Origin of the sequence: Thauera mechernichensis (genome assembly GCF_029588855.1) — a bacterium.
GTDB classification, from domain to species: domain Bacteria; phylum Pseudomonadota; class Gammaproteobacteria; order Burkholderiales; family Rhodocyclaceae; genus Thauera; species Thauera mechernichensis.
In genome coordinates, this window is sequence record NZ_JARQZE010000003.1 from 386,366 (window position 1) to 402,358 (window position 15,993).

Annotated in this window: 11 protein-coding genes; 8 read left to right on the forward strand and 3 right to left on the reverse strand. The window is 69.5% G+C overall.

Going from position 1 to position 15,993, the window contains the following annotated elements; translation table 11 throughout:
* Positions 1–141 precede the first annotated feature (141 nt).
* From P7F68_RS06720 to modC, 4 genes are read left to right on the forward strand one after another with little or no spacing between them, the layout of a single operon-like run.
* Positions 142–2,340, forward strand: coding sequence for an OsmC domain/YcaO domain-containing protein (locus P7F68_RS06720; RefSeq protein ID WP_277831735.1), 2,199 nt, complete (start codon positions 142–144; stop codon positions 2,338–2,340).
* Entirely contained in the window at positions 2,337–3,098 is a 762-nt protein-coding gene (gene modA / locus P7F68_RS06725) for a molybdate ABC transporter substrate-binding protein (RefSeq protein WP_277831737.1), read from the forward strand. Before P7F68_RS06720 ends, modA begins: the two co-directional genes overlap by 4 nt.
* Before the next feature lie 18 nt (positions 3,099–3,116).
* Positions 3,117–3,806, forward strand: coding sequence for a molybdate ABC transporter permease subunit (gene modB / locus P7F68_RS06730; protein WP_002931227.1), 690 nt, complete (start codon positions 3,117–3,119; stop codon positions 3,804–3,806).
* 1 nt (position 3,807) lies between these two features.
* On the forward strand, positions 3,808–5,019 hold the full coding sequence (gene modC, locus P7F68_RS06735; RefSeq protein ID WP_277831739.1) for a molybdenum ABC transporter ATP-binding protein: 1,212 nt from the start codon (positions 3,808–3,810) through the stop codon (positions 5,017–5,019).
* A 7-nt stretch (positions 5,020–5,026) separates the two neighbouring features.
* Here the strand turns inward: modC and recD are convergent, their stop codons facing one another.
* On the reverse strand, positions 5,027–6,892 hold the full coding sequence (gene recD, locus P7F68_RS06740) for an exodeoxyribonuclease V subunit alpha (protein WP_277831741.1): 1,866 nt from the start codon (positions 6,890–6,892) through the stop codon (positions 5,027–5,029).
* Positions 6,889–10,782 carry a UvrD-helicase domain-containing protein gene (locus P7F68_RS06745; protein ID WP_277831743.1) on the reverse strand — a complete coding sequence of 1,298 codons (3,894 nt, stop codon included), beginning with the start codon at positions 10,780–10,782 and terminating at the stop codon, positions 6,889–6,891. The genes recD and P7F68_RS06745 overlap by 4 nt, the downstream gene beginning before the upstream one ends.
* A 1,038-nt stretch (positions 10,783–11,820) precedes the next feature.
* Here P7F68_RS06745 and P7F68_RS06750 point away from each other — a divergent pair.
* The 3 genes from P7F68_RS06750 to P7F68_RS06760 all read left to right on the forward strand — a co-directional run bounded on the left by P7F68_RS06750 (position 11,821) and on the right by P7F68_RS06760 (position 14,695).
* The gene (locus P7F68_RS06750; RefSeq protein WP_277831744.1) at positions 11,821–12,837 is read left to right on the forward strand and encodes a sulfate ABC transporter substrate-binding protein; all 1,017 of its coding nucleotides are present in this window, start codon (positions 11,821–11,823) and stop codon (positions 12,835–12,837) included.
* Positions 12,838–12,932: 95 nt separating this feature from the next.
* On the forward strand, positions 12,933–13,391 hold the full coding sequence (locus P7F68_RS06755; RefSeq protein WP_277831746.1) for a CoA-binding protein: 459 nt from the start codon (positions 12,933–12,935) through the stop codon (positions 13,389–13,391).
* Between the two features lie 23 nt (positions 13,392–13,414).
* Complete coding sequence (locus tag P7F68_RS06760; RefSeq protein ID WP_277831748.1) at positions 13,415–14,695, forward strand: O-acetylhomoserine aminocarboxypropyltransferase/cysteine synthase family protein; 1,281 nt, start codon at positions 13,415–13,417, stop codon at positions 14,693–14,695.
* 24 nt (positions 14,696–14,719) lie between these two features.
* On the opposite strand, the gene P7F68_RS06765 is transcribed toward P7F68_RS06760, so the two are convergent.
* Positions 14,720–14,980 (reverse strand): hypothetical protein, encoded by a 261-nt coding sequence (locus P7F68_RS06765; protein WP_277831750.1) that lies wholly within the window; start codon positions 14,978–14,980, stop codon positions 14,720–14,722.
* Positions 14,981–15,117: 137 nt separating this feature from the next.
* Between P7F68_RS06765 and cysT the strand changes: the two genes are divergently transcribed.
* Positions 15,118–15,993 carry a sulfate ABC transporter permease subunit CysT gene (gene cysT, locus P7F68_RS06770; protein WP_270068645.1) on the forward strand — a complete coding sequence of 292 codons (876 nt, stop codon included), beginning with the start codon at positions 15,118–15,120 and terminating at the stop codon, positions 15,991–15,993.

Here is a 15,993-nt window from a genome sequence, read left to right on the forward strand (position 1 = left end):
GCGCAGCGCCGCAACCCGGGCGGCGGCAGAGCCCATCGAGCAGGCCACCTCGGTCCCGACGCGCTCCCGCAGTCCCTATCCCGGGGAAACCCGCGATAATGACGGCCATTTCGTTTTTGCGCGCCGCTGCAGGGCTCCCCCATGGAAATCAAGGTCAACTTTCTCGACAAGCTCCGCCTGGAGGCCAGGTTCGACGACTTCACGGTCATCGCCGACCAGCCGATCCGCTACAAGGGCGACGGCTCGGCGCCCGGCCCCTTCGACTACTTCCTGGCGTCGTCAGCCTTGTGTGCGGCCTACTTCGTGAAGCTGTACTGCGAGACGCGCAACATCCCCACCGACAACATCCGCCTGTCGCAGAACAACATCGTCGATCCGGAAAACCGCTACAAGCAGATCTTCAAGATCCTCGTCGAACTGCCCGAGGACATCTCCGCCGCCGACCGCCAGGGCATCCTGCGCTCGATCGAGCGCTGCACCGTCAAGCGGGTGGTGCAGACCGGTCCGGAGTTCGTGATCGAGGAGGTGGCGAACCTGGACGCCGATGCCCAGGCCCTGCTGACGCTGAAGCCGGATGCGGACGCCCACACCTACATCCTCGGCAAGGACCTGCCGCTCGAGCAGACCATCGCCAACATGTCGAAGGTGCTGGCGGACCTGGGCATCAGGATCGAGATCGCGTCGTGGCGCAATCTGGTGCCCAACGTGTGGTCGCTGCACATCCGCGATGCGCACTCGCCAATGTGCTTCACCAATGGCAAGGGCGCGACCAAGGAAAGCGCGCTCGCCTCGGCGCTGGGCGAATACATCGAGCGGCTCAATTTCAACCACTTCTACAACGATCAGTTCTGGGGCGAAGACATCGCCAATGCAGCCTTCGTGCATTACCCGAACGAGCGCTGGTTCAAGCCCGGCCGCAGGGACGCGCTGCCGGCCGGCCTGCTCGATGACTATTGCCGGGCGATCTACGACCCCGAAGGCGAACTGCGCGCCTCGCACCTTTACGACACCAACTCGGGCAACATCGAGCGCGGCATCTGCGCCCTGCCCTATGTCCGCCAGTCCGACGGCGAGGTGGTGTATTTCCCCACCAACCTCACCGACAACCTCTTCCTCAGCAATGGCATGAGTGCCGGCAACACGCTCGCCGAGGCGCAGGTGCAGTGCCTGTCGGAGATCTTCGAGCGCGCAGTGAAGCGCGAGATCATCGAGCGCGAGATCGCGCTGCCCGACGTGCCGGCGGAAGTATTGGCCAAGTACCCTGGGATCATGGCCGGCATCGAGGAACTGGAGCGGCAGGGCTTTCCGGTGCTGGTGAAGGATGCGTCGCTGGGCGGGGTCTATCCGGTAATGTGCGTGACCCTGATGAACCCGCGCACGAGTGGCGTGTTCGCCTCGTTCGGCGCCCACCCGAGCCTGGAGGTGGCGCTCGAGCGCTGTCTGACCGAACTGCTGCAGGGGCGCAGCTTCGAAGGCCTCAACGACCTGCCCCCGCCCACCTTCGAAACCGCTGCAGTCACCGAGCCGCACAACTTCGTCGAGCACTTCATCGACTCCAGTGGCGTGGTGTCGTGGCGCTTCTTCAGCGCCAGGGCCGAGCACGACTTCGTGGAGTGGGACTTCTCGGGCCATGGGGAGAATTCCAACGCCGACGAGGCCGCGACCCTGTTCGGTATCCTCGCGGACCTGGGCAAGGAGGCGTACATGGCGGTGCACGACCAGCTCGGCGCCATCGCCTGCCGCATCCTGGTGCCGGGCTATTCCGAGGTCTATCCGGTGGAAGACCTGGTCTGGGACAACACCAACAAGGCCCTGCGCTTCCGCGCCGACATCCTGAACCTGCACCGCCTCGACGACGACGCACTCGAAGCCTTGCTCGAACGCCTGGAAGAGAGCGAACTCGACGACTACACCGACATCATCACGCTGATCGGCATCGAGTTCGACGAGAACACGGTGTGGGGGCAGCTGACGATTGTGGAGCTGAAACTGCTGATCCACCTCGCCCTGCAGCAGTTCGACGAGGCGAAGGAGTGCGTCGAGGCCTTGCTGCAGTACAACGAGAACACGGTCGACCGCGTGCTGTTCTACCGCGCCCTCGACGTGGTGCTGGAGGTGGTGCTGGACGACGAACTGGAACTCGACGACTACGTGGCCAATTTCCGCCGCATGTTCGGCGACGCACGCATGGATGCGGTGCTGGGCTCGGTGGATGGTAGCGTGCGCTTCCACGGCCTGACGCCGACGAGCATGAAGCTCGAAGGGCTCGACCGCCACCAGCGCCTGATCGACAGCTACCGCAAGCTGCACGCGGCGCGCGCCGCGGTGGCGGGCGCGTGAAGCCCCTCCGGCGCCTGCTGATCGCGCTCGTCATGCTGGCGAGCGCGGGCGTGGCACAGGCGGAAAGGTTCACCATTGCCGCGGCATCCGACCTGCGCTTTGCGCTCGACGACATCATCGCACTCTATCGCCAGGCCCATCCTGCGCATCAGGTCGAAGTGATCTACGGCTCGTCGGGCAAGATGAGCACGCAGATCATCAACGGCGCGCCCTTCGACATCTTCTTCTCTGCCGACATCGCCTTCCCCCAGCGCCTGCACGCGCAGGGCTTCACGGCGACCGAACCAGCGGTCTATGCGCTCGGTCGCATCGTGCTGTGGAGCAACACCGTGGACGCCTCGGCGCTGACCCTGGCCGACCTGCCCACCCACCCCCGCATCCGCCGCATCGCCATCGCCCAGCCCGCCCATGCACCCTACGGGCAGCGTGCCCAGGAAGCGCTGCAGGCAGCCGGCGTGTGGGAGGCGGTGCAGGGCAAGCTGGTGTTCGGCGAGAACATCGCGCACACCGCACAGATGGTGGAGTCGGGCGCAGCCGAGGTGGGCATCATCGCCTTATCTTTGGCAAGATTTCCCGCGTTGGCCGAGCACCGCCACCACCTGATCGACGATGCCCTGCATGCACCGCTCACCCAGGGCTATGTGGTGACCACCCGCGGCGCGCCCAAGCCGGCGGTGATGGACTTCGCCGCCTTCATGGAGACCGACGCTGCACACGCCATCATGGAACGCTACGGCTTCGTGATGCCCGGACGCTGAACCTTTTCCTCCCGCCCCATGCTCGGACTCGGCCCCCAGGACTGGCAGGCAATCGAAGTCACCTTCAAGCTCTGCCTGTACACCACCCTCATCCTGCTCGTCATCGCCACGCCGCTCGCCTGGTGGCTGGCGGCCGGGCGCTCCAACCTGCGCACCGCGGTACAGGCGGTGGTTGCGCTGCCGCTGGTGCTGCCGCCGACCGTACTCGGCTTCTACCTGCTGGTCGCGCTCGGCCCGCGCGGTTTCGTGGGCAGCACGCTGGAGGACCTCGGCCTGACGCACCTGGCTTTCTCCTTCGAGGGCATCCTGCTGGCCTCGGTGCTGTACTCGATGCCCTTCGCCGTGCAACCCCTGCACGAGGCCTTCAGCCAGTTGGGCCGCCGACCCGTGGAGGTGGCCAGCGCGCTGGGCGCGAACGCGGTGGATCGCTTCCTGACCGTGGTGTTGCCACTGACCCGCGGCGGTTTCGTGGTCGCCTTCACCCTCACCTTCGCCCACACGCTGGGCGAATTCGGCGTGATCCTGATGCTGGGCGGCAGCATCCCGGGCGAGACCAAGGTGCTGTCGGTGCTGATCTACGACCACGCCGAAGCACTCAACTACGACGCCGCGCACCGCCTGTCGCTCGGCTTGCTGGTGTTCTCCTTCCTGACCCTGTTCGTGGTGTATGCCATCAACCGCAGGTTCCGCGTCGCCAGGGTGGGCTGAGATGAGCACCACCTCACCTACCCCCGCCGCTGCCCCTGCCAACGCCCCTGCCGAAACCCCCTGCACGCAGCCGGCGTCGGCCATGCTGTCCGTGCGCGCGCTGCTGCAGCGCAGCGGATTCACCCTCGATGTCGACGCCGCATTGCCGCTCGCCGGCGTCACCGCACTGTTCGGGCGCTCGGGCTGTGGCAAGACCAGCCTGTTGCGCGTCATCGCCGGCCTCGATCGCGCCGCAGGCGCCGAGGTGCGCTTTGGCGATGCGGTCTGGCAGTACGGGCGCCACTTCGTGCCGCTGCACCGCCGCCGCATCGGGCTGGTGTTCCAGGAGCACAGCCTGCTCCCCCACCTGGGCGTGCGCGACAACCTGCTCTACGGCTATCGGCGCACCCCGCCCGCCGAACGCCGCCTGCACCTGCAGGAGGTGGTGGACATGCTGGGCATCGGCGAACTGCTCGCGCGCAGCATCGACACACTCTCGGGCGGGCAGCGCCAGCGCGTGTCGCTGGGGCGCGCGTTGCTCACCAGCCCGCGCCTGATGCTGCTCGACGAACCGCTGTCGGCGCTGGACACCGCGACCAAGCGCGAGATCATGCCCTTCCTGTCGCGGCTGGCGGCAGAAGCTGGCGTGCCGATCGTGATGGTCAGCCATGCCCCCGACGAGGTCGAGCGCCTCGCCGACCGCGTGGTGTTCATGCACGCCGGCCGCATCGAGCGCATCGAAACCCTGCGCCAGGCCCTCGCACGCGCCGACTCGCCACTGTTCGCCGACGCGGGCGCGGTATCGGTGCTCGAAGGCCTGCCCGGCGCAGCCGGCCCCCACGGCCTGCGCGCCTTCGGCCCCGAGGGCGCGCGCCTGTGGTTGTCGGCGAGCGGCACGCTGGCAGGCGAGGAGCAGGCGGGAGGGCGTTCGACCAGCCAGCCGCCGACGGACGAGACACACGCGCCGCCGCGCAGATTGCAGCGCCTGCGCATCCTGGCGCGCGACGTCAGCCTGGCCCTCGACGACCCCACCCGCATCAGTATCCAGAACCACCTGCGCGTCACCATCGAGCGCATCGACACCCATGCACCGGGTCGGGCACTGGTCTCATGCCGCATGGCCGATGGCCAGCTGCTGCTTGCCGAAGTCACACCGTGGTCGGTCGCGCAGCTCGGCCTCGCGCCGGGGCAGCAGGTCTATGCGCTGATCAAGTCGGTGGCGCTGCTGGGCTGAATCGCCTTCAGCGCCCCTCCAGCCGCGCGCGCAGCCCCGAGCTGCGCTGCGTCGGCCGCGCACAGGCGTCGATGAACACCGCGCCCGGCCCGGCCAGCGTGACCCGGCGCGCGGCGCGGGTGACGCCGGTGTACAGCAGCTCGCGGCTGAGCACGCGGGCCGACTGCGCGGGCAGCACCATCAGCACCTCGTCGAACTCCGAGCCCTGGCTCTTGTGCACCGTAAGCGCGAAGGCGAGCGCGTGCTCGGGCAGGCGCAAGGGCGCGACGCGGCGGTAGCTGCCATCGGCCTGGGGGAAATGCACTGCGAGCTCGCCGCTGTCGTCCGCCAGGCACAGGCCGACATCGCCGTTGTAGAGCCCGAGCAGGTAGTCGTTGCGCAGCACGATCACCGGGCGGCCGGCATACCAGGGCGAGGCGGCACCGGCCTCGGGCGGCAGGCCGAGCGCTGCGCGCAGGCGGCGTTCGAGGTGCGCATTGAGCGCTGTCAGGCCGCGCCCGCCCGCATGCACGGCGACCAGCACGCGGAAGCGGTCGAAGGCGGCAAACACGGCTTCGGGTGCGCCGCCCTTCACGCCCAACGCCCCGACAGCGGCAAAAAAGGCGGCATAGCCGGCCTCGATCGCGGCCACGGTCTGCGCGGCCGGGCGCACCTCTTCATCCTCGATCCAGCGCGCGTCGGCGTCGGCGGCGGCACGCAGCCATTCGAGCGCCCCCTCGCCACGGCCGGCACGGATGTCGGCAGCGAGGCGGCCGATGCCCGAGTCGGCGCGAAAGCGATGGCTCTCGGTGAGCCACACCACACAATCCTGCAGCGGCGCAGCCGGCGCCGGCGCCTCTTCGGCCAGCGTCAAGCCAAGCGCTGCGCAACGCGCGCGCAGGCCGGCCCCGAACACCTGCTGTGCCGACAGGTCGGCAAACACCGCGCCCGCCTCCACCGCGGCGAGCTGGTCCTTGTCGCCGAGCAGCACCAGGCGCGCCCCCACGGGCAGGGCGTCTACCAGGCGGGCGGCTAGGGCGAGGTCGAGCATCGAGGCCTCGTCCACCACCAGCACGTCGAGTGCGAGCGGGTTGCCAGCGTGGTGGCGGAAGCGGCCAGGCTCGGGGGTGACACCGAGCAGGCGGTGAACCGTGTAGGCCTGGCCCGGCAGCAAGGCGCGCAGGTGGGGCGGCAGCGCATCCGCGCGCCGGCGCAAGGCCTCGAGCATGCGCGCCGCGGCCTTGCCGGTGGGCGCAGCAAGCGCGATGCGCAGCGCCGGGTCGGTGTCGAGCAGGCAGGCCAGCAGGGCGGCGACGGTGGTGGTCTTGCCGGTGCCGGGGCCGCCGCTCACGACGGTGAGCCGGCTGCCAAGGGCAAGCGCCACGGCCAGCTTCTGCTGGTCGGGGCGGCCGTCGGCGCGCGGCGGGAAGAGGCTGTCGAGCAGCGTACGGTCCACCACCACCGCCGCCGATGGCGCAGCGGCACGGGCGCGCAGTGCGGCAGCGAGCGCGCGCTCCTGGTCGAAGTGGCGGCGCAGGTAGAGGCGGCCATCGGCGTCGAGCACCAGCGGGTGCGCCGACGCCCCCGTGCGCGCTGCCTGCGCCTCGGCCACCACACCGCTGTCGAGCAGTGCCGCACGCAGGCCGGGCAGGTCGTCCGCTGCGGCCGGCGGGGCCGGTGAGGCGCCAAGCGCCGCCAGCGGCACGCAGACGTGGCCGGCGGCCGTGGCGCGCGCCCACGCCAGCGCGGCGCGCTGCAGCGGCGCCCGGCTCGCCGCTGGCGCGCCGAGGCTGGCGGCCCAGTCGAGCAGGTGGCGGGCGAAGCCGTCGGCGAGGTCGAGCTCGGCCGGCGGCAGGCTGTCGAAGCGGAGCGCAGTGGATGCCGTCGTTGTCATGCCTCGATAACCTCGGATGGGGTGGGCGCCGCGGCGACGAGGCGGTCGAGGGCGAGGATGTCGGCCTCGACCGCACGGTGGTGGAATACGCCGCAGGGCTGGCCGTCGAGCTGCCAGTGCGGACGCACGCCGCGTACGAACAGATAGAGCACGCCGCCGAAATGGCGCGCATAGTCGTAGCCAGGCAGGCTGCGCTGCAGGTGGCGGTGCAACGCCAGGGTGTAGAGCAGGTGCTGCAGGTGGTAGCCATGGGCCTGCATCGCGGCCTCCAGGCGTGCGGGCGCGTAGTCCTGCGGCGTGTCGCCGAGATGGTTGGACTTCCAGTCGAGCACCCAGTAGCGGCCGTCGTGTTCGAACACGAGGTCGATGTAGCCCTTGAGGTAGCCGGCGAGGTCCTTGAAGTCCAGCCGTGGCACACGGTAGCCGCGCGCGGCCAGCCAGGCGTTCAGCTGTGCCGCGCCGAGCACAGGCGCAGGCAGGTGGAAGCCGAGCTCGACGCGGCGGCGGGCGGCAGTGACCCCATCCAGGCGCAGCGCAGCGCCGGCGCCCGCCGTCGCCCCCAGCAGCGGCGTGGCAAGCACGTCGTCGAGCATGCGCCGCAGGCGCTGCGGCTGGCGCACGGCCTCGAGCGCACGCTCGCGCTCGCCCAGGGTGGCGGGCGGGCGCTGCGGGTGCGCCTGCAGCGCGGCGGCGATGGCCGCCTCCCAGCCGCTCGGGTCGCAGAAATCGATGGCCTCGAACACCGCGTGCAGGCAGTCGCCTGCCACCGGGCCACGCGGGAAGCGCAGGATGTCGTCGGCGGGGATGGGCTGGCCGGGCGCCACCTCGCTCCCCGCCGCCACCTCCGGTGCGGACGCAGGCAGCGCGCGGGCATCGTGGTCGCGCGCCGCCTGCTCATGTACCGCACCCGAGATCAGCGCGCTGAAGCTGCCGATGCGCCAGCCCGCGCCCACCTGCGGCGGACGCTGGGCGCGCGGACGCTGGGTGGCGCCGGACTGCATGGCGAGCGCCCCGGCCTCGCCGCTGGGCAGATCGTCCAGGCGCATCACCGCCCTGCCTTCGTGTTTCGCCGCGGCCACCAGCGCGCGCCACTGCGCGTCGATGTCGGCCGGGCTCCGCTTGTGGGCGTCCCACTGCGCCGGGCTCATGCCGACGCCAGCCACCATCCAGTTGAGCAGACTGCGCCCGCCCTCGCCGTGACTGATGCGGCCAAAACTCGAGGTCGCATAGCTGCCCACCACCAGGTAGCAGCGCTGCACGGCACGGGTGAGCGCGACGTAGATCAGGCGCAGGTCCTCGGCCTGGCGCTCGCGGCGCAGGCGGGTGGCGATCTCCTTGGCATCGGCGGGGTCGGCGCGGTAGTCGAGCACCAGTTCGCCGTCGTCGTCATGCCAGGCGCGCATCGGCCCTTCGCTGCCGTTGCGGCTGTAGCCGTCGAACAGGAAGGGACAGAACACGATGCCGTACTCCAGGCCCTTGGCGCGATGCACGGTGACGATCTGTACCAGGTTGCGGTCCGACTCCAGGCGCAGCTGGGCGGCCTCGCCGCCGCGCGCATCGGCACGGCGGCTGGCGAGACTGCGCAGCAGCACCTCCGGCGAGGCCTGGCCCGCGGATTGCTGCAGCAGCTCGGCCAGGTGCATCAGGTTGGTGAGGCGGCGCTCGCCGTCGGCGCGCGCGAGCAGGCGGGCGGCGACACCGGCATCGCTCATCCACTGCCGCAGCATGACGCCGAAGCCACGCGCCAGCCACAGTTCGCGCCAGCGCGCAAACGCCTCCAGGCGAGCGAGCAGCGCCGCCTCGTCGGCCGCCAGGCGGGCGAGCGCGGCCGCGTCATGCCCCATCGCCGAGGTGGCGAGCGCGGCGAGCACGCGGCGTTCGCGCCCGGGCTCGGCGATCGCCAGCAGCACGCGCTCGAGTTCCTCCGCGTCCTCGGTGTGGAACACGCTGGCCTGCGACAGCTCGACGCTGCCCACGCCCGCCGCCGCCAGCGCCTGGCGCATGCGCGCGCCCTGGCTGTGGCTGCGCACCAGCACGGCGATGTCGGCTGGCGCGAGCGGGCGCTCGCCGATACGGATGCGCCCGGCCGCGCCAGCCGCGATCAGGCGTGCGATCTCGGCCGCGCTCGCACGTGCAGCACGGCGCAAGGCCTCGGCTCGCGCCAGGCGCACGCCGCCGCTCGCATCCAGAGCGCCGTCCCCGCCGGCCTGCCCATCGCCCCGATCGCCCCCATCGCTCTGTTCGCCCCCATCGCTCTGTTCACCCTCTTCACCCCCGGCCGTCGCCAGCGTCTCGTCGCGCGGGATCCGCCACAGCCGCAGCGGTGGTCCGGGGTCGCCCGGCGCTGCGCCGCCCTCCCCGGCCTCGGTGTCGTCGACCAGCGGCGTGCGCGGCCGGCTGCCGGCGCCGACCTGCACGTAATCCAGCCCGGTCATCATGAACACTGCCGGGTTGGCGCCGAACAGGTGGTTGCAGGCCTCGATCAGTGCGGGCGCCGAGCGCTGGTTGTGGGCCAGGGTGTAGCGCGCATCGGCACGCTCGCGCGCCATCAGGTAGGTAAACAGGTCGGCGCTGCGGAAGCTGTAGATCGCCTGCTTGGGGTCGCCGACCAGGAACAGCGTGCCGTGACGACCCTCGGCGCGGTAGATGCGGTCGAAGATACCGAACTGCAGCGGGTCGGTGTCCTGGAATTCGTCGATCAGCGCCACCGGATAACGCGCATGCAGCGCCGCCGCAAGCCAGGGCTGGGCGCCACCGTGCAAGGCCTGGTGGGCATTCCACAGGATGTCGTCGAAGGCAATCTGGCGCTCGTCGCGCTTGCGCCGGCGCAGCGCTTCCGCCCCCGACTCGATGCAGCGCCGCAGCAGGCCCGCGCGCAAGCCGTCGAGCAGGGCTTCGGCCTCTGCACGGGCGGCGAGCAGCTCGGCGGCGGCATCGAAGAAGGGGTGGGCAGGCGGCGCCAGGCCACGCTTGAGGGCATCCTTCTTGCTTCGCGCGAGCAATGTGTCGGCGGCAAGCAGGGCGAGCTTGTGGTCCTTGGGCAGCGGCGCGGAGACGTCGTGCGCGCCCAGCCAGTGCGCCCACTCGGCGCCCGCGCGCGCCACCGCATCGGCCTTGTAGCTGGTGGCGTTGAGGTGCTCGAGGCTGGCCAGCACGTGCTCGACCGCGGCCTCGCGCTCGCCGGCAAGCGCACGCGCCGCGGCCCAGGCCGCGTCCAGGCGCGCCTGCGCGGCATCGACGGCAGCGGCACAACGGGCATCCTCAGCCGCGTGCGCGGCCTCGTCCCACAGCACGCGCGCGAGCGGGCGCGCCATGTGGCGGCCGAGGACGTCCGCCCACGCCTCGGGGCTGTCCCGGCGCGCCAGCAGGTGGGCGGCGAGCGCCGCGGGCAGCGCACCGCCGGCGAACTCGCGCCGCCAGAAGTCGCGCACCACCTCCAGGCGCAGCGCGTCGTCGTCCTCGACCAGCTCCAGCGCGTAGGGCGTATCGGCGAGCGCACGCTGGCAGAAGCCGTGGATGGTGAAGATCGACGCCTCGTCGAAGACCTGCAGCGCATGGCGCAGGCGCAGGCGCATCAGTGCGGTGTCGACGCCGCGCGCCTGCACCGTCTCGATCAGGCGCGGCACGAAGGGGTCGCCGCCTGGGGCGGCGCCGTCGAGCACGCGCAGGGTCTCGGCGAGGCGGTCGCGGATGCGCCCCGACAACTCGGCAGTGGCGGCCTTGGTGAAGGTGACCACCAGCAGCGACTCCACCCCCAGCCCGCGTTCGAGCAGCAGGCGCAGGTAGAGACCGCAGATGTTCCAGGTCTTGCCTGTACCAGCCGAGGCCTCGACCAGGCGGACACCGTCGAGCGGGCAATGGAAGACGTCGAGTTCGGGAGCGGCGGACATGGCGGCGATGGTAACGGAGGGCGGCACGGCGGGGTACCGTAGGAGCGACGCAAGTCGCGAGTTTCTCGGGCAGTACCCCATCGCCACCGCCTTCAACCCCTCGCGGCTCGCGCCGCTCCCACGCGGGTGATCAACCGCGGCGGCGCACTGTAGGAGCGACGCAAGTCGCGAGTTTCTCGGGCAGTACCCCATCGCCATCGCCTTCAACCCCTCGCGGCTCGCGCCGCTCCCACGCAGGTGATCAACCGCGACGGGGTGCTGTAGGAGCGACGCAAGTCGCGAGCTTCTCGGGCAGTACCCCATCGCCACCGCCTTCAACCCCTCGCGGCTCGCGCCGCTCCCACGCGGGTGATCAACCACGGCGGCGCACCGTAGGAGCGACGCAAGTCGCGAGCCTCTCAGGCAATACCCCATCGCCATCGCCTTCAACCCCTCGCGGCTCGCGCCGCTCCCACGCAGGTGATCAACCGCAGCGGGGTGCTGTAGGAGCGACGCAAGTCGCGAGCTTCTCGGGCGATACCCCATCGCCATCGCCTTCAACCCCTCGCGGCTCGCGCCGCTCCCACGCAGGTGATCAACCGCGGCGGGGTACTGTAGGAGCGACGCAAGTCGCGAGCTTCTCGGGCAGTACCCCATCGCCATCGCCTTCAACCCCTCGCGGCTCGCGCCGCTCCCACGCAGGTGATCAACCGCGGCGGGGGGCTGTAGGAGCGACGCAAGTCGCGAGCCTCTCGGGCAGTACCCCATCGCCACCGCCTTCAACCCCTCGCGGCTCGCGCCGCTCCCACGCGGGTGATCAACCGCGGCGGCGCACTGTAGGAGCGACGCAAGTCGCGAGCCTCTCGGGCAATACCCCATCGCCATCGCCTTCAACCCCTCGCGGCTCGCGCCGCTCCCACGCGGGTGATCAACCGCGGCGGCGGGCTGTAGGCAAGCGTGCTCGGACTTGAATAAGCAATGCGTTTTTTCTTGGTTCAGCTCGCCAGGGCGGACAGATAGATTTCGTCCATCACCGACACCCGAACAAGGAGCCAGACCATGAAGTTCAGCCCGATCCGACGCAGCCTGCTCGCCCTCGCACTTGCCACCGGCCTTTCCAGTGGCCTCGTTGGCGGCGCCCAGGCGCAGACCACCTTGCTCAACGTGTCCTACGATCCGACACGCGAGCTCTACCAGGAATTCAACCCCGAGTTCGCCAGGCACTGGCAGGCCCAGACCGGCGAGACGGTGACGGTGCGCCAGTCGCACGGCGGCTCGGGCAAGCAGGCGCGCTCGGTGATCGACGGCCTCGACGCCGACGTGGTCACGCTGGCGCTGGCCTACGACATCGACGCCATCGTCGAACATGCGGGCAAGCTCGCGCCCGACTGGCAGAAGCGCCTGCCGCACAATGCCTCGCCCTACACCTCGACCATCGTCTTCCTGGTGCGCAAGGGCAACCCGAAAGGCATCCAGGACTGGGACGACCTGATCAAGCCGGGCGTCGAGGTCATCACCCCGAACCCGAAGACCTCGGGCGGCGCGCGCTGGAACTACCTGGCGGCCTGGGGCTATGCACTGCAGAAATACGGCAGCGAGGACAAGGCGCGCGAGTACGTGACCGAGCTGCTCAAGCACGTGCCGGTGCTCGACCCCGCGGCGCGCGGCGCCACCAACAGCTTCGTCCAGCGCGGCCTGGGCGACGTGCTGCTGGCCTGGGAGAACGAGGCCTTCCTGTCGATCAACGAGCTGGGGCCGGACAAGTTCGAGATCGTCGTGCCCTCGGTGTCGATCCTGGCCGAGCCGCCGGTCGCCGTGGTCGACGCCATCGTCGACAAACGCGGCACGCGCAAGGTCGCCGAGGCCTACCTCGAATACCTGTACTCGCCGGTGGGCCAGAAGCTCGCCGCCAAGCACTACTACCGTCCGGTCAAGCCCGAGCTCGCCGACCCCGAGCACGTCGCCCGCTTCCCCAAGGTGAACTTCATCACCATCGAGGACCTGGGCGGCTGGCAGGCGGCGCAGAAGAAACACTTCTCGGACGGCGGCACCTTCGACCAGATCTACGCCAGGTAAGGCGGGACGGCCCGGACAAGCGCCCGGCGCGCAACATCGGCAATCGTCGCCACACTGGGTATCATGCGTTCGGCTTCGATCACAATGGTACGAACATGAGTGACATCCAGACCCTGCGCCGGGTACTCCGGGAATCCAGGACCATCGCCGTGGTGGGACTGTCGGCCGACTGGTTCCGGCCGTCCTACTTCGCCGCCAAGTACATGCAGGAACGCGGCTACCGGATCATCCCGGTCAACCCGAAGTACGCCGAGATCCTCGGCGAGAAGTGCTATCCCGACCTGGCCTCGATCCCCGAGCCGGTAGACATGGTGGATGTGTTCCGCAAGTCCGCCGACGCGCTGCCGATTGCCGAGCAGGCGATCGCCATCGGCGCGAAGTCGCTGTGGCTGCAGATCGGCGTCATCAACGAGGAAGCGAAGCAGAAGGCCGAGGCCGCAGGCCTCACCGTGGTGATGGACCGCTGCGTGAAGATCGAATACGCCCGCCTGTTCGGCGGTCTGGGCTGGTTCGGCGTCAACACCAAGGTCATCTCCTCGCGCCGCCCGCACTGAATTCACCCTCCAGGACCCCGACCATGGCAGACCGCAACTTCGGCTTCGATACCCTGTGCCTGCACGCCGGCCAGATCCCCGACGCGGCCACGGGTAGCCGCGCCGTGCCCATCTACCAGACCACCTCCTACGTCTTCGACAGCCCCGAAGAGGCGGCCAGCCTGTTCAACCTGCAGACCTTTGGCAACGTGTACTCGCGCATCTCCAACCCCACGGTGGCGGTGTTCGAAGAGCGCATGGCCGCGCTCGAAGGCGGCCGCGCTGCGGTAGCCACCGGCAGCGGCATGGCGGCGCAGATGATCGCGCTGCTCAACATCTGCGAGGCCGGCGACGAGATCGTCGCTGCGCGCACGCTGTACGGCGGCACCCACACCCAGCTCGACGTCAATTTCCGCAAGCTGGGCATCGACACGGTGTTCGTCGACCCCGACACGCCGGAGAACTTCGCCCGCGCCATCACGCCGAAGACCAAGGCGATCTATGCCGAGACCCTGGGCAACCCCTCGCTCAACGTGCTCGACCTGGAGGCCGTGGCGCAGATCGCCAACGCCGCCGGTCTGCCGCTGTTCATCGACAACACCTTCGCCAGCCCCTACCTGTGCCGCCCCTTCGAGTGGGGTGCGGCCATCAGCGTGCATTCGGCGACCAAGTTCATCGGTGGCCACGGCACGACGATGGGCGGGGTGATCGTCGAGTCGGGCAGGTTCCCCTGGGACAACGGCCGCTTCCCGAGCATGACCGAGCCCTCGCCGGGCTACCACGGCGTGCGCTTCTTCGAGACCTTCGGCGATTTCGGCTTCACCATGAAATGCCGCATGGAGGGCATGCGCACCTTCGGCCCGGTGCTGTCGCCGTTCAACGCCTTCCAGCTCCTGCAAGGCCTGGAGACCCTGCCCCTGCGCATGGACCGCCACTGCAGCAACGCGCTCGCCGTGACCCGCCACCTTGAGTCGCACCCCAAGGTGGCCTGGGTCAATTACCCCGGGCTGGAGAGCAGCCGCTACCACGCCCTGGCACAGAAGTACCTGCCCCGCGGTGCCGGTGCGGTGCTCAGCTTCGGCATCAAGGGGGGTGCGGCCGCCGGGCAGAAGTTCATCGACTCGGTGGAGTTCCTGTCCCATCTGGCCAACATCGGCGACGCCAAGACCCTGGTCATCCACCCCGCCTCCACCACGCACCGCCAGCTCTCCGAAGAGCAGCAGGTGGCCGCCGGCGTGCCACCCGACCTGATCCGCCTGTCGGTCGGCCTGGAGACGCTGGACGACATCCTGTGGGACATCGACCAGGCACTGTCCAAGACCTGAGGAAGCCTGCGCCCCCGGGCCTCTTCAGCTCCGACGCCGCCTCCGGAACACATCGGCCAGCAGCAAGCCCACGCCCAGGATCACGCCCGCCGTCAGCCCCGCCCAACTGCTCACCGGTACCGGATTGCGCACCACGATGTAGAGCAGCGCCGCGGGCAGGGCGATGGCGAAGGCGATGTTGCCGCCGTCGCGGGTGCGCACCAGCATCGCGCACACGGCATAGAGAAAGCGCACCAGCACGACCAGCAGCAGCGCCAGCAGGAAATTTCCGGTGAAGTCCGACATGCGATCCTCGTCTTGATTGCGCCGCCATTGTAGGGATCCGTTAGCAGGAAATCGCATAAGCAACGCTGTTTTTATTGTTTTTCGGCAATACCCCGGACGCCTAAACTCGATCGCATCCCCGAGTACAGGCTTCCATCATGAGCACCGCTGCCCCCTCCCTGCCTTTCCAGCCCGCAAGATCTGCCGCCCCGCCCTTCCGCGTGCTGCCGGGCTTCAAGCTGACGCTGGGCTACACGCTCGGCTACCTGTCTCTGCTCGTGCTGATCCCGCTCGCCGCGGTGTTCCTGAAGACAGCCGAGCTGACGTTCGCCGAATTCTGGGAGGTCGTCACCTCGCCGCGGGTGGTGGCGTCCTACAAGCTGTCCTTCGGCATGTCGCTCGCGGCCGCGGCGATCAATGCGGTGTTCGGCCTGTTGCTGGCATGGGCGCTGGTGCGCTACTCCTTCCCCGGCAAGAAGCTGATCGACGCTCTGGTTGACCTGCCCTTCGCGCTGCCCACCGCGGTGGCCGGCATCTCGCTGACCGCGCTGTACGCCAAGAACGGCTGGTTCGGCCAGTTCCTCGAGCCGCTCGGCATCCAGGTCGCCTTCAAGCCGCTGGGTGTGCTGGTGGCGCTGGTCTTCATCGGCCTGCCCTTCGTGGTGCGCACGGTGCAGCCGATCCTCGAAGACCTGGACACCGAACTGGAGGAGGCCGCGGCCAGCCTGGGCGCGCAACGCTGGCAGACTTTCCGCCACGTGATCATGCCGATCCTGTTCCCGGCGCTGCTGACCGGCTTCGCGCTCGCCTTCGCGCGTGCCGTCGGCGAGTACGGCTCGGTGATCTTCATCGCCGGCAACATCCCGATGGTGTCCGAGATCACGCCGCTGATGATCATCACCAAGCTCGAGCAGTACGACTACACCGGCGCCACGGCGATCGCCACCGTGATGCTGATCCTGTCCTTCATCCTGCTGCTCGCCATCAACGGCCTGCAGGCATGGACCGCCAAACGCACCGGGAGGGACCGCTGA

Coding starts and splice junctions, on each gene's coding strand:
- P7F68_RS06760 (WP_277831748.1), top strand. CDS start 13,415: ATGGCAGACCGCAACTTCGGCTTCGATACCCTGTGCCTGCACGCCGGC.
- P7F68_RS06745 (WP_277831743.1), bottom strand. CDS start 10,782: ATGTCCGCCGCTCCCGAACTCGACGTCTTCCATTGCCCGCTCGACGGT.
- P7F68_RS06765 (WP_277831750.1), bottom strand. CDS start 14,980: ATGTCGGACTTCACCGGAAATTTCCTGCTGGCGCTGCTGCTGGTCGTG.
- modC (WP_277831739.1), top strand. CDS start 3,808: ATGAGCACCACCTCACCTACCCCCGCCGCTGCCCCTGCCAACGCCCCT.
- cysT (WP_270068645.1), top strand. CDS start 15,118: ATGAGCACCGCTGCCCCCTCCCTGCCTTTCCAGCCCGCAAGATCTGCC.
- P7F68_RS06755 (WP_277831746.1), top strand. CDS start 12,933: ATGAGTGACATCCAGACCCTGCGCCGGGTACTCCGGGAATCCAGGACC.
- P7F68_RS06720 (WP_277831735.1), top strand. CDS start 142: ATGGAAATCAAGGTCAACTTTCTCGACAAGCTCCGCCTGGAGGCCAGG.
- modB (WP_002931227.1), top strand. CDS start 3,117: ATGCTCGGACTCGGCCCCCAGGACTGGCAGGCAATCGAAGTCACCTTC.
- P7F68_RS06750 (WP_277831744.1), top strand. CDS start 11,821: ATGAAGTTCAGCCCGATCCGACGCAGCCTGCTCGCCCTCGCACTTGCC.
- recD (WP_277831741.1), bottom strand. CDS start 6,892: ATGACAACGACGGCATCCACTGCGCTCCGCTTCGACAGCCTGCCGCCG.